The organism is Shewanella sp. Isolate8 (genome assembly GCF_022398495.1).
GTDB lineage: Bacteria > Pseudomonadota > Gammaproteobacteria > Enterobacterales > Shewanellaceae > Shewanella > Shewanella aquimarina.
Window position 1 is genome coordinate 1,470,409 of the sequence record NZ_JAKEVI010000001.1, and the last position, 13,065, is coordinate 1,483,473.

Annotated in this window: 10 protein-coding genes; 5 read left to right on the forward strand and 5 right to left on the reverse strand. The window is 56.5% G+C overall.

Annotated elements, in window-relative coordinates; genetic code table 11:
- Positions 1-3: 3 nt before the first annotated feature.
- A complete protein-coding gene (locus L1D43_RS06535; RefSeq protein WP_239850394.1) occupies positions 4-1,512 on the reverse strand; it encodes a nodulation protein NfeD in 1,509 nt (502 codons plus the stop codon).
- Between the two features lie 137 nt (positions 1,513-1,649).
- Between L1D43_RS06535 and yegD the strand changes: the two genes are divergently transcribed.
- Positions 1,650-3,032 carry a molecular chaperone gene (gene yegD, locus L1D43_RS06540; protein WP_239850395.1) on the forward strand — a complete coding sequence of 461 codons (1,383 nt, stop codon included), beginning with the start codon at positions 1,650-1,652 and terminating at the stop codon, positions 3,030-3,032.
- A 59-nt stretch (positions 3,033-3,091) separates the two neighbouring features.
- Positions 3,092-3,586 (forward strand): CreA family protein, encoded by a 495-nt coding sequence (locus tag L1D43_RS06545; RefSeq protein ID WP_239850396.1) that lies wholly within the window; start codon positions 3,092-3,094, stop codon positions 3,584-3,586.
- A 263-nt stretch (positions 3,587-3,849) separates the two neighbouring features.
- Here L1D43_RS06545 and L1D43_RS06550 read toward each other — a convergent pair whose 3' ends face one another.
- The 3 genes from L1D43_RS06550 to pdsR all read right to left on the reverse strand — a co-directional run bounded on the left by L1D43_RS06550 (position 3,850) and on the right by pdsR (position 8,038).
- On the reverse strand, positions 3,850-5,052 hold the full coding sequence (locus L1D43_RS06550) for a cystathionine beta-lyase (RefSeq protein WP_239850397.1): 1,203 nt from the start codon (positions 5,050-5,052) through the stop codon (positions 3,850-3,852).
- Positions 5,053-5,171: 119 nt separating this feature from the next.
- Positions 5,172-7,343, reverse strand: a complete 2,172-nt coding sequence (gene pdsS / locus L1D43_RS06555) for a proteobacterial dedicated sortase system histidine kinase (RefSeq protein WP_239850398.1) — start codon at positions 7,341-7,343, stop codon at positions 5,172-5,174.
- A gap of 2 nt (positions 7,344-7,345) precedes the next feature.
- Positions 7,346-8,038, reverse strand: a complete 693-nt coding sequence (pdsR, locus tag L1D43_RS06560; protein WP_011865589.1) for a proteobacterial dedicated sortase system response regulator — start codon at positions 8,036-8,038, stop codon at positions 7,346-7,348.
- 220 nt (positions 8,039-8,258) lie between these two features.
- On the opposite strand from pdsR, the gene pdsO reads away from it, so the two are divergent.
- The 3 genes from pdsO to L1D43_RS06575 are packed head-to-tail and all read left to right on the forward strand — an operon-like array spanning position 8,259 to position 12,010.
- Positions 8,259-9,014 (forward strand): sortase-associated OmpA-like protein PdsO, encoded by a 756-nt coding sequence (pdsO, locus tag L1D43_RS06565; RefSeq protein WP_239850399.1) that lies wholly within the window; start codon positions 8,259-8,261, stop codon positions 9,012-9,014.
- A gap of 39 nt (positions 9,015-9,053) precedes the next feature.
- Positions 9,054-11,339, forward strand: a complete 2,286-nt coding sequence (locus L1D43_RS06570) for a marine proteobacterial sortase target protein (RefSeq protein ID WP_239850400.1) — start codon at positions 9,054-9,056, stop codon at positions 11,337-11,339.
- Positions 11,339-12,010, forward strand: a complete 672-nt coding sequence (locus L1D43_RS06575; RefSeq protein WP_239850401.1) for a class GN sortase — start codon at positions 11,339-11,341, stop codon at positions 12,008-12,010. The genes L1D43_RS06570 and L1D43_RS06575 overlap by 1 nt, the downstream gene beginning before the upstream one ends.
- Positions 12,011-12,013: 3 nt before the next feature.
- On the opposite strand, the gene L1D43_RS06580 is transcribed toward L1D43_RS06575, so the two are convergent.
- Positions 12,014-13,033 (reverse strand): GGDEF domain-containing protein, encoded by a 1,020-nt coding sequence (locus L1D43_RS06580; protein ID WP_239850402.1) that lies wholly within the window; start codon positions 13,031-13,033, stop codon positions 12,014-12,016.
- Positions 13,034-13,065 lie beyond the last annotated feature (32 nt).

The following is a 13,065-nucleotide window of genomic DNA, read 5'->3' on the forward strand; positions in this document are numbered from 1 at the left end:
CTCCTAAGGATTGTCTGAATCGGGCTGGGTCGCCTTTGGTGTGACGATCAGGGTGAGCTTGTCGCGCCCAAGCACCAGCACCGTTTCTCCGGTCTGGGTCTGGGTGTCGGATCTGGCCTGCCAACATTCGCCGCCCAGGGTAACTAGGCCGTACTTCTCAAAGCCCTTGACGACTCGGGCACTGGCGCCGATGAGCAGATCGTCACCGCTGACGTTGGCGGCCTTGCGGGCCTTCCAAAGGCTGGAGAGTACCCAGAGGGAGAAGCCCGAGGCGGTGACAGTCACCGCAGCGATGAGCGGCAGCGAGATGGCGAGATCGCCAGCCTGTGCATCGATAAGAAACAGTGAGCCCAGGGCGAAGGCTGCGATGCCGCCAAGGCCCAGAATACCGAAGCTGGGCACCATAGACTCGGCAATGATAAGCGCTATGCCCAGCAGGATGAGCCCGAGTCCGGCATAGTTAACCGGTAGCAGCTGAAAGGCGTAGAGGGCGACTAAGAGGGCGATACCGCCGGTGACACCGGCGACACCTATGCCAGGGCTGTAAAACTCCAGCAGCAGGCCATAGATGCCGATTAGCATCAGGATATAGGCGATGTTGGGATCGGTAATGGTCGCTATGACACGGTTGCGCCAGCTCTGCTGGTGGGGCACTAATTTGGCTCCGGCCAGCGACAGGGATTGAGTCTCGCCGTCTATCACCAGGTTAAAGCCGTCGAGTTTCGCCACGAGTTCTTCGGGATCGGCGGCGATCAGCTCTATCACATTCTGGGCGAGCGCCTCATCTGAGGTGAGGGTGGCGGCGTCGATGACGGCTTTCTCGGCAAATTCGACGTTGCGGTTTCTGAGTTTCGCGAGAGAGCGAATATAGGCCACGGCATCGTTGAGCACCTTATGGGCCATGGCATCTTGGTTGTCTCTGGGGGGGGCCTGTGGCGCCGATTCGCCTGTGTCATCCTCTTGCGCGCCTGGCTTTTGGCTGGCTTTTCCTGATGAGCCGCGCTCCTTAGCACCTGAGCCTGGGCCAGAGTCTTGAGGCGAGGAGGGCATACCCAGCTGCACTGGTGTGGCGGCGCCAAGTGTGGTGGCCGGTGCCATGGCGGCGATATGGCAGGCGTAGAGCATGTAGGTGCCGGCGCTCATCGCCCTGGCACCCGGCGGCGCCACCAGACAGGCGATAGGGATCTCGGATGCAAGGATCGCCTGATTGATACTTCTCAGACTGGTGACTAGCCCCCCCGGGGTGTCTAATACTATCATGATCAGCGGCGGTCTCTGGTCTCTTGGCAAGCGATTGGCATGGTCTATCTCTTCGCTGAGATACTCGCCTATGGCCGGGCCTATGGCGCCGCTAAATTGTAGCAGGGGGATCGCCTGGGGCGTGATATCTACTGAGGGGGAGTCATTTTGCTGCGCGCCAGTCTCTGCCTTAGACACGGCCGTTTCCAGGCTCAGCAGGATCAGCAAGAGCAGGGGGATAAAACTTAGTAGACGCAAGTTTAAATACTGCATAACGACTCCCAATATCCCTTTAAGTTTAGACGATTTCCCATTGGCGATAATTCTTGGGGATATTTGATTTGGCGGCTTGTCTTTTATGCTGAGTGTGTTATTTTTCTCGGCTTTTTTCATGGGCGGGAGCGCTTAGCATGTTTGTTGGATTCGATTATGGCAGCGCCAACTGCGCCGTCGGCATTATGGAAGGGAATCAGGTACGCCTCTTGCCTCTCGCGGGAGATTCTCACTACCTGGTATCGACCCTGTATGCCTTCGATCGAGAGCTGATCGCCGAGGCCGTCTATCAGCAGCTTCATAGTGACGTAAAGGCCGAGTATGCCAAGCTGCGCTCGGCCCAGTTAAGCCGTGCCCGCCATGCCCGTCAGGCGCTGGATTTGGGCAGGGATGAACAGGCGGTGTTTGTCGGTGAGCAGGCGGTGGCCCATTATCTTGAGATGCCCGAAGAGGGCTTCTATGTGCGCTCGCCCAAGTCTTTCCTCGGCGCGACAGGTTTGCGAGCGGATCAAATAGCCCTGTTCGAAGATATCGTTACCCTGATGATGATGCATATCAAGGCCTTAGCGGATAAACAACTGGGGGCCAAGGGCTGTGCCACCCACGCGGTGATCGGTCGCCCGGTAAACTTCCAGGGGATAGGCGGCGAGGAGAGCAATCGTCAGGCCGAAGCCATCCTGGCGCTGGCGGCTAAACGCGCCGGCTTTATCGAGGTGAGTTTCCTGTTTGAGCCATTGGCGGCGGGAATGGATTTCGAGGCCAGCCTGACTCAGGATAAGACGGTACTTGTGGTGGATGTGGGCGGCGGTACCACAGACTGCTCTGTGGTGAAGATGGGACCGTCTCATATGGCAAAGGCCGATCGCAGTGCGGATTTTCTCGGCCACAGCGGGCAACGCATAGGGGGTAACGATTTGGATATCGCCCTGGCCATGAAGGCCTTTATGCCCCATTTGGGACTGGGCTCTCAGATGGTTAATGGCCTGCCGGTACCCAGTCAGCCCTTTTGGAACGCGGTGGCGGTCAACGACATCAGTGCCCAGCGCGATTTTGCCAGCCTGACGACCCGTAAGATGATTGAGGAGCTGATCAAGGATGCCGAGCGCTCGGATCTGCTGTCGCGCCTGCTCAAGGTGCAGCGTGACCAGCTCGGCTATCGCTTGGTTCGCAGCGCAGAGGGCGCCAAAATTGCCCTGTCGGACAGTGCGACCACTCAGACGAGTCTGGATTATGTCGATGCGGCGCTGAGCGCCGAGGTAGACCAGCAAGGTTTCGTTGATGCGATCGCCCAGCCTGTGAGCCTGATTCAGTCCTTGATGGCCGAGGCGATGGCGCAGGCCCAAGGCGAATTAACCCAGTCACAAGCGGATATCATCTATGTGACCGGTGGTACGGCAAAGAGCCCGGCGATTTACCAGAAGATTGCGCAGATGTATCCTGATACTGAGATAGTGGTCGGCGATCATTTTGGTAGTGTGACCGCCGGACTGACGCGCTGGGCGCAGAAGGTGTTTGGTTAACGCAATAAGGTGTTAGGGCGTCAAGGCAATAAGACCACAAAACAACGAGACAACAAGGAATGAAGATGAAAGCTTGGATTGGAATGATGGGTGTTGCGGCAATGACCCTGCTAACAGGCTGCGGCGATGACGTGGGCAAGGTGAGTCTAGGGGTCTTTACCACTAAGGATGTGATCATCGAGGCCAGGCAAGATCCTAAGATCTCCGGGGTGACCTGTCATATCAGCCGTATCGAGGCGAACCTGGATTTTGCCGACCCGTCAGATATGGGCATAGCCTGTCGCCAGACAGGGCCTATTCTGCCAGCGGATCTTGCCAACATAGACAAGAGTCACGGCGGTGAGGTGGTGTTTAAGGCCTCCCTGAGCATCTTGTTCAAATCGCTTAAGGTGAGACGTATCTATGACGCCGACAATCAGACGCTGATCTATCTCTCCTATTCCACCAAGGAAACAGATGGCAGCCATAAGCACAGCCTGTCGACCGTGCCGCTCTATGGCACCCAGGCCTGGCAGGCGCCCGCAGCAAGGCCTGCGACGCAAGCGCCTAACTAATACCAATCGTAATAAATAATTGATCATTCTAGCTTGTTAAAACGCTCGATAACTGTATTAGTATTTTTAATTGTAGAATAACTACTTATCTAAAAATCCTGCTTTGTTCTCAAGCGTTTTTCCTGCGCTATTTCTGATCACATGTTTACTGTGATTGGTATAAATTGTATTAGCAAGCAATATTAATCGAAGAAAAACGCCGTCATCTCTGACGGCGTTTTTTATGGAATCAAGCTGGGTTAGGGCTAAGCAAGTTAAGCAAGCTAAGCTGATGGCCCCTCACCGGCAGTGCCTTGCAAAACCGCATTATAGCGGGCAAAACCTGCCTCGAGATCTTTGATGAGATCTTCAGGGTTTTCCAGGCCTACATGCAATCGAATCAATGGTTTGCTGCTGTCCCACTGGGTAGCGGTGCGCAACTTGTCGATGCCGAAGACGCCCAAGATCAGGCTCTCGTAACCGCCCCAGGAGAAGCCCATCTTGAAATGCTGCATGTTTTCCACGAAGGCGGTGACTGCCTTAATGTTGCCGCGCTTGAGCACGAAGGAGAAGAGGCCGTTTGAGGCGCTGAAATCCCGCTCAAAAAATTCATGCCCAGGGCAGGTGTCGAAGGCGGGATGGCGCAGATGATCAACCTCGGGGCGTGTGGCCAGCCAGTTGGCGACCTCGAGGCCATTCTTCTCATGTTGGGCCATACGTACGCCCAGGGTACGCAGGCCGCGGCTGGCGAGATAGATATCGTCTGCCGAGGTGCATTGTCCCATCAGGTAGCTGTTTTCCCTCAGTTGGTCCCAATGGGCCTGGTTGGCGGTGGCCGTGCCCAGCATCACATCCGAGTGACCGACGATATATTTGGTCGCCGCCTGAATCGAGATATCGACGCCCAGCTCGAAGGGACGACAATTGATTGGCGATGCCCAGGTGTTGTCCAGCATCACCACCATATTATGTTTATGGGCGATGGCGCTCAGGGTCGGCACATCCTGCACCTCCAGTGTGATGGAGCCTGGAGACTCGAGAAACAGCACCTTGGTGTTGGGGCGGATAAGCGCCTCAATGCCATCACCTATGAGGGGATCATAGTAAGTCGTTTCTATGCCGAAGCCCTTGAGTAGCTTGTCGCACAGATCCCGCGTGGGTTCATAGGCGGTGTCGACCATCAAGAGATGATCGCCCGCCTTGAGGAAGGAGAGCAGGGCACCAGAGATGGCCGCCGAGCCAGAGGGATAGAGGGCTGTGCCGACGCCACCTTCGAGTTCGGCAATCGCCGCCTGAAAGGCGAAGTGGGTAGGGGTACCGCGGCGACCATAGAACATCTCGCCGTTGGCGCGGTTCTTGGTGGCGTGGCGCATCTCTTCTATGGTGTCGAACACCACGGTGGAGGCGCGAAACACAGGCGGGTTGATCACCCCCTTGCTCCATTTCTTGTCGCGGCCGACGCTGACTATTTTGGTTTCTCTTTTCATCCCATACTCTCGTGTTGGCAACTAAGTGTAGCCATCTTAACATCTATACGTCTAAATGAAAGTGAGATTTATTGGAGTCGTTTCCGCTTTTCCCGAGCCTTATTAGTCCTGAACCCTTATTAGGCCTCCAGCGGCAGACGGACATGGATAACCACCCCGACGGCCTGACCATCCTGCATCAGGTTCTCTGCGCGTATGCTGCCCTTATGAAAATCTGTGATCAAGCGGGCGATATAGAGGCCGAGTCCCAGGTGAGGCTTGTCCTGCGCCTTCTGCGCGCGCACAGATACCATGGACTCGAAGATCTGCTCGCCCATGTTGGCGGGTAGCGAAGGCCCCAGGTTACTCACGCTCAGTAGCGCCTGACGGCCCTTTGCCTTGAGCGACACCTTAATCGGCGTATCACTCTGACTGAACTCGATGGCGTTGGCGATCAGCTTGTCCATCAGCTGGGCGATATACTCGGGCACCCCGCGCATGGTCATGGGCTCCTTGTCGATCTCCAGCTCAAATACCTGATTGGCGTAGGTCATCTGATAACCCTGCATACAACCTGAGATCACCTTGGAGAGGGGGAAGTTGTCCACCTCGGCGTCGGTCAGTGCCTCTTCGAGGCGGGTGGCTTCGCTCATGTTGTTGAGGATCATGTTGAGTCGGCTCACCCCTTCGTGGGCTCTGTCCACATACTTTTGATGCTGGGGCGGCAGATCCTGGCTGTTGAGGTGCTCAAGCGACGAGCGTACCACGGCCACAGGGGTTCGCAGCTCATGGCCCAGGCGTGAAGACATATTCTCCAGATAGTGGGTATATTGGCTCAGGCGCCCGACTATGCTGGCAAAGCTGCGGCTAAGATCGCCGATTTCATCGCGCACCTTGGAGCCGACGATCGCCTTTCTGATCCTGCCTTGGCTGTCGATGGCCTGTTCGGCATCGTCTCTTAGCTTACGAATACGGCTGGAGATGCTGGAGGCGAAGAAGAAGAGGGCCAGGGTGCCCATGCTCATAATGGTCAAGATGACGTTGAACAGTTTCTCCAGCGCCTTGTTACGCAGGGTGCGGATGCCGTGGGTGGTCTCTTCGGCGATTACTACGCCCATCACGTCATCGTCTATCCAGATAGGGCTGGCGGCGGCCAGGATCACCGCCTTGCCGTCTGGGGTTAGGCGCCAGGTGGAGCCAAATTGGCCGGCCAGTGCCTTGCGGATATGGCTGCCCTCGAGCACGGTAGAGTCCTTGAGTGAGTCGACGAAATGCTTAGGCGGGGTGGTCAGAATGCGATAGTAGAGCGGGTGCAGGAACTGCTGCTTAAAGCGGCCCCAGAAGGTATCCGGCGTCTGTTCGGTCGCCGTCTGCGCCCATACATTGGTGCTGCTGTATATGTCGCCCGATTTTGCCAATACCCGGCCGTGGCGGTCCACCACCCAGATCCGTGAGCTGTTATGGCTCATCCCCTTGATGATGCTCTCGATCTCAGGTGAGGGCACGAGCACAGTACCGAGCTTGCTGACATCATCTGTGGCCGAGGTGCCGACTATCGCCTCGACATTACGTTTCTTCCTGTCGTTGACATCGACGATGGCAAAGCCCAGCTTGCTGCCCACCATCTCCAGCGGCATCCTCAGCTCGATATTGTAGCCTTTGTCGGTTTTCAGCCACTTGCCCTGAATGCGCACCTCTGGGGTGACCGGCTGTGACTTACGGGGATCGGCGGGTAGTTCGAAGGCGCTGATCCAGCCGTCGCGTATGGTGGCCACGATATAGCGGCGAAATTGGCCATCGGGCGCCAGGGTGGCGATGGCCAGATGATCGTTGTTGTCGATGCGCAGGCTGTTGGTGCCGCGGTAGATCACCTTAGGATCTGTCACCTCGAAATAACCATAGAGGTAACCGGCATACTTACCCACCATGTGGGTAAAACGGATGTTGAGCGGCTTGCCGTCATCGGCCTTAAACAGCTGATGGTCGGCGCCGTAGGTCAGGGCGCGATGACGATTATCGGCCCATTCGCCCAGCTTGCCGTCCAGATGGATAGGGCCGGTTAACGGGTAGGCGTAGAGATCCCGCCCCTTCTTGACCTGTGACAGAAAACTCGCCTGCTTGTCGAACAGCTTAGGGCGTTCATGCAGGGCGGTGGCTAGCGCCTGGGTCGTGCCTTCTAGGGTCTTCTCCTGGCCGTGGCGCAGGTATTTTTCCATCTCCCACACATATTGGTAGCCAAGCCAGGGCAGGCAGAGCAGGAAGAGAGAGAGTATGGCGACCTTAGTGCGCAGGCCGATGGGCAGATTAAACATGCTTAGTCTTGGGTATCCCAGCGGTAGCCCATGCCGTAGACGGTATCGATGCAATCGAACTCTGGGTCTTGGCTGATAAATTTCTTGCGGATCCGCTTCACGTGGGAGGTGATGGTACTGTCATCCACATAGATCTTGGCATCTTGCATCAATGCCTGGCGGCTACGCACGTGGCCGGGGCGCTTGGCCAGGGCGTGCACCATCCAAAATTCGGTGACCGTCAGCTCGATAGGCTGCTGCTTCCAGTAGACCTGGATGCGGTTGACATCTATGGTCAGGTTACCGTGCTCTATCATGCCATCTTGCGGGTTGGCACCATTTTGGATGTCCGAGCGCCTAAATAGTGCGGCCAGGCGAGCGATCAGATGGGGGAAGCTGACGTCTTTGCTCAGGTAGTCATCGGCGCCCAGTCTCAGGCCGCAGACGGTGTCGAAGTCACTGTCTCTAGCGGTCAAAAAGATGATAGGCAAAGTATTCGACATGGCCCTGAGCGACTGGCACAGGGTAAAGCCACCGTCTATCTCATCTTCCAGGCCGATATCGATGATTGCTAAATCGGGCAGACGAGTGTTGAAGGCCTCCATGGCGCTGGGGCGATTGGCGTACGCCTGCACAAAGTAGCCTTGCTGTTGCAGCACCTCTTTGTAGTTTTCGCGGATAGCCGCCTCATCTTCAACTATTGCAATACGCTTCATGATCCATCCATTACAGCTTAGTGTTTCTGGAGTGTGACTATACAGCAAAATATCTGGGAGAAAAGTGGCCCGGGACAAATGCCATTTTCTTGCCACATTTGGTCTGCGCATCGTCATTTTTGCACCCCTGACTTGCCATTTCACTCAGGTTTAATGACCTCATCGACAGGAACCACAAGGTTCTGATTAAACCCATCCATGTCAACTTGAGGATTTTCCCATGAAGAAGCAGATCATCGCCGCATTAATCAGTGTTTCATTATTTGGCAGCTCAATGGCTTTCGCTGCCCCCGCAACTCAAGCGACGCAAACGACAAACAGCAGCTCGACAGATGAAGAGGCGCTTATCGGTGTTGGCTCAGGCATAGTGCTGGGCGCCGTGGTAGCCGGCCCTGTGGGCGCGATTATCGGCGCCTTTACCGGTGGCATGATAGGCAAGACGGTGGCCAACGACAGCGAGATCAAGCAGCAGCAGGCCGCATTGGCCGAGAAGGAGAGTCGCCTGATGGCGCTCAAGCAGCAAAACGAGGCGCTGCTGACGGTGCAGCAGGAGTATCAAGAGGCCAAGGTAGAACTGGCTCAGCTCAGACAACATCAGGGCACTCGCCTGGAAGAGCTGGCCCTAGGCCTCAACGTGCAGTTTAAGACAGGCTCTTCTACCGTCGAGCCTCACTTTAAGGGGCAGCTGGATGAGGTGGCCGATGCCATGGCAATCTCGCCCCAGCTCAAGCTGGATTTGACAGGTTACGCCGATAGACGCGGCGACAGCAGCTACAACCAGGCGTTGTCTGAGCAGCGCGTCGCCGAGGTAAGAAGTTACCTGGTATCTAAAGGCGTGGATGAGGCCAGGCTCGATGCCAAGGCCTATGGTGCCAGCGCACCGGTTAAGGATGAGCAGAGCTTCGAAAATGATTTCTTCGATCGCCGCGTGACCATCAAGTTGCTGCCTGGCGATACCGCCCTGGCTTCAAACTAGATTTTGCACCATGAAGCAACGCGTAAAAGGAGAAATAAGATGTTGCCACGCCCGTATTTCAGGATGAACCAGACCGACCTTTGCCCCCCGAGGGGGGCGTTTTTTTCTTGCCAGCGTCTGGTACTTGCCGCCTTGGTGTTAAGTGTTACTGCGCTCAGCTCGGCGGCGCCTGCCTTTGGGCGCATGAGTCAGCTATCCGAACCTAATGTGCAAGGTGCCATATTTGACGAGCAGCTGCACCATTTTGACCTACCGGTAGCCGACGAACCTATTCTGGGGCAGGGCGTGCTCGAGTATCGTCTAAATGGCGTTCAATTGGGCAAAGGCTTGCCGCCGACGGCGCTTGCGGTGGATACCCAGGTGCAGATGAACATCTCCGGCTGGATCAATCGGGTGTCGGTGAAGCAGGTGTTTGTGAACGACACTGCCCACTGGCTTAACGGCCGCTATCAGTTCCCGCTACCCCATGATGCGGCGGTCGACAGCCTCAAGTTGCATATTGGTCAGCGGGTGATCGTCGGCGAGATCCAGCCCAAGGAGGTGGCCAGACAAACCTTCGAGCAGGCCAAAGTAGAGGGCAAGAAGGCGAGCCTGGTGAGCCAGCAAAGACCCAATATCTTCACCTCTGAGGTGGCTAATCTCGGGCCGGGAGAGGCGTTGGTCGTTGAGATCGCCTATCAACAGCAGGTGCGCTATCAAGATGGCGAGTTTAGCCTGCGTTTTCCTACGGCCATCACCCCGAGATACTTTCCTAAGGGGCAGGCTCCAGACTTAGAACAAGCGCCAGTTAACGATGCACAAGGACTTAACGCCCTGAATGAGGGCGCACAGAGCGATGAGCAGAAGCTCTATCTGGATGTGGTACTGGATGCGGGTATGGCCATCAGCCGACTGGAGACCCCTTATCATCAGATGCGCCAAACCCAGCTTGGCGGCACCAAGATAGGCCTGAATCTCACCTCTAGCCTCAGGCCTGACAGAGACTTTCTGCTCAAGTGGCGCCCACAGCTTGCCGAGCAGCCAAGCGCCGTGATGTTTGCTCAGCTGGGCAAGACACATCAACCGCTAGCCGTTTCATCCGCTGGTAATGATGAGGCGCAGAGCTACGAGCAAGGCATGCAAAAACTTGCTCAGCAAGACAGCTACGCCCTGGTCATGCTGATGCCGCCTCAGGATAAGGCACGCCTGCGTCTACCAAGAGAGTTAACTTTGGTTATCGACACCTCGGGCTCCATGACCGGCGACTCTATCGCGCAGGCAAAGTCGGCTATCTTAAATGCCTTAGCCGGGCTGAGTAGTCAGGACACCTTCAATGTGATCGCCTTTGACAGCAGCGTGCGTAGCCTGTCGCCGGTGGCGCTTTCGGCCACCGCCGCGAACCTGGGCAAGGCCAACCTGTTTGTGCAGAGTCTTGAGGCCGATGGCGGCACAGAGATGGCGCCGGCGCTGCTGCGGGCACTGAGTCAGCCGGACACAGGCGTCTCGTCCATTGCTTCATCGGGGAGACCCGAGCGGTTGAAGCAGGTGGTGTTTATTACCGATGGCGCCGTGGGCAACGAGGCGTCGCTGTTTGCGCTTATCGCCGCCAATATCGGACATCAGCGTCTGTTTACCGTAGGGATAGGTTCGGCGCCGAATGGTTACTTCATGGAGCGTGCCGCCAGGGCGGGACGTGGCACCTATACCTATGTGGGCAAGATCAGTGAGGTGGACGCTAAGATAGGCGAACTGCTGGAAAAAATTGAATCGCCACAAATAAGCGATGTGACACTGACCCTGGATGATGGCTCTATTCCCGACTACTGGCCAGTACAGATTGGCGATCTCTATGCCCATGAGCCCATCATGGTAGCGATGAGGTTAACCCCTGCGGAGCGAGCCCGAAGTGATGCCCTGATCATCTCGGGCGATCTCGATGGCAAGCACTGGCAGCGTCGTTTGGCCTTGGTGGGGGGCGAGAAGCCAAGGGGAATCGATCTCATCTGGGCGCGCAATCAAATTGCCAGCCTGCAACTGAGCAAGAATGTGCAGAACCAAGCCGCGATAAAAGAGCGTGTCACCCGACTGGCGATGGATTATCACCTGGTCAGCCCCTACACCAGCCTGGTGGCGGTGGATAAAACCCCTTCACGCCCCGAAGCGATGGACGCCTTGGAGCTGTTTAAACCCGCACCTATGCCTGTGCAGTCTCAGTGGCCGCAAACCGCTACCGAGAGCCGTCTCTATCTGGCGCTGGGGGCCATGATGTTGCTGCTGATTGGCGCCTATTGGGTGAGTTATCTTCCCTGCTTGCAGGGGCTGTGGCGTAGACGCCAGGAGGCCTGATGATGAATCGTCGCAGACGCCTGGGACTCAGGCATGTTTTGCTTCTGACAGCCTTGATGGCGGCCATGACACTGATCTTTAAAGGAGGTTATATGCAAGCCAAGGCACATTTTGCTCAGTTCCTCATTGAGCGGGCATGGGATAGAACCCTAGTGGACCGTAAAGCCCACAAGCCATGGAGCTGGGCCGATACCTACCCGATAGCTAAATTGCATTTTGGCGACGAGCAGGGGCGGCGCCGTGGTGCGCCCCTCTACGTGCTGGCGGGCGCCTCGGGGCGTAATCTGGCCTTCGGGCCTGCCGCGATCCTGGCGGATAATCAGATCAATCACTGGGGCAACACGGTTATCGCCGGTCACAGGGATACTCATTTCGCCAGGCTCGAGGGGATCTACCCGGGGCAGGTGATTACCCTGCAGGATGCCTCGGCGCAGGTAGTGAATTATCGCGTGCTGGGGACTCAGGTGGTGGATGAACAAGATACGGCGCTGCTGGCTCAGGAAGATGCCCTGCGCTTGACCTTAGTGACCTGCTACCCCTTCGATAGCTTAGGCGGGCAGAGCCGCCAGCGTTTCGTGGTGATTGCCGAGCCTATGGCGGGGGAGGCGGTGGCGACGCGTTTACCCGCGTCGTCAGAGCCAACCCAGTCATCGGGTCGACTCCAATCGTAGGGATTAGAGGGGCATTACCCGATTTCGGCCCAAGTTTTTGGCGTCATAGAGGAAACTATCAGTGCGCTCGATAAGCGATTCGAAGGTGTCATTTGGCTGCCATTCGCTAACCCCGAAAGAGGCGCTAATCTTATCGATTGTCTGATTCTTGCGTCTGTCCTTTAGGGAGATCTTCTCCAGGGCCCGGCGCATGGCATCGGCCAGATGGCGGGCCTTGCGTTGATGGCTGTTGGGCACGATGAGGGCAAACTCTTCGCCGCCATAGCGATATAGCTTGACCCCGTCACGGCAGGATTCGCTGAGGCGCTTCGCCACCGCCTTTAACACGTTGTCGCCGAGATGGTGGCCATAGGTGTCGTTGAAATTCTTGAAATGGTCCACATCGGCCAAGATCAGGCAGGTGCCTTCAGGGCTCTGAGCCAGTACGCCCTTGAGATCCTGGTCGAAGGCGCGGCGGTTGAGCACGCCGGTGAGGGCGTCATGGTAAACGTCTTGTTCCGATTGTTTCAGGGCTTCTCTCAGTGCGGCGATCTCTTCCTGGGCCTTGTCTAGGCGACCGGTAAAATACTCTGTACTCTGGCGTATATCATCGGATTCTTTCACCAGATCCCGTACCAGCCCCAATACCTTCTCCAGGCTCAGACCTTCCTCCTCGATGCGATTGAGACGGTTGAAGTTGCTGTCGACCTTCTGTTGAAACGCCGTAGCGTCTTGGTTGGTATCCTTGATCGACTGTGACAGCTCTATGGTCATGGCCTCCAGATTCTGGCGCATGTTGAGCACGTTAACCTCGCTGGGATCGGCAATATGCTCGCGGTAGAGCAGCTCGGCCGTGACCGGCGGGCAGGTGTTATGCTCATTGACTATCTTGTCCATCTTGGTGATGAGTTCGGGGTTTTGCTGGCCGACGTAGGCATACCACAGTGCATAGTTGGTGGGGGTCGTCGGGATCTGATGCTTGAGCATCAAGGGGACCGCTTTCTTAAGGTTGATAGCGGCTTCGCGTAGCAAATCTTTGCTCATTTCGACTCCAGGATAAGGTGAGCTCGGCGGTG

Bases quoted from the DNA above. Each gene is read 5' to 3' on its own strand.
- L1D43_RS06535 (WP_239850394.1), bottom strand. From the start codon at position 1,512: ATGCAGTATTTAAACTTGCGTCTACTAAGTTTTATCCCCCTGCTCTTG.
- yegD (WP_239850395.1), top strand. From the start codon at position 1,650: ATGTTTGTTGGATTCGATTATGGCAGCGCCAACTGCGCCGTCGGCATT.
- L1D43_RS06545 (WP_239850396.1), top strand. From the start codon at position 3,092: ATGAAGATGAAAGCTTGGATTGGAATGATGGGTGTTGCGGCAATGACC.
- L1D43_RS06550 (WP_239850397.1), bottom strand. From the start codon at position 5,052: ATGAAAAGAGAAACCAAAATAGTCAGCGTCGGCCGCGACAAGAAATGG.
- pdsS (WP_239850398.1), bottom strand. From the start codon at position 7,343: ATGTTTAATCTGCCCATCGGCCTGCGCACTAAGGTCGCCATACTCTCT.
- pdsR (WP_011865589.1), bottom strand. From the start codon at position 8,038: ATGAAGCGTATTGCAATAGTTGAAGATGAGGCGGCTATCCGCGAAAAC.
- pdsO (WP_239850399.1), top strand. From the start codon at position 8,259: ATGAAGAAGCAGATCATCGCCGCATTAATCAGTGTTTCATTATTTGGC.
- L1D43_RS06570 (WP_239850400.1), top strand. From the start codon at position 9,054: ATGTTGCCACGCCCGTATTTCAGGATGAACCAGACCGACCTTTGCCCC.
- L1D43_RS06575 (WP_239850401.1), top strand. From the start codon at position 11,339: ATGATGAATCGTCGCAGACGCCTGGGACTCAGGCATGTTTTGCTTCTG.
- L1D43_RS06580 (WP_239850402.1), bottom strand. From the start codon at position 13,033: ATGAGCAAAGATTTGCTACGCGAAGCCGCTATCAACCTTAAGAAAGCG.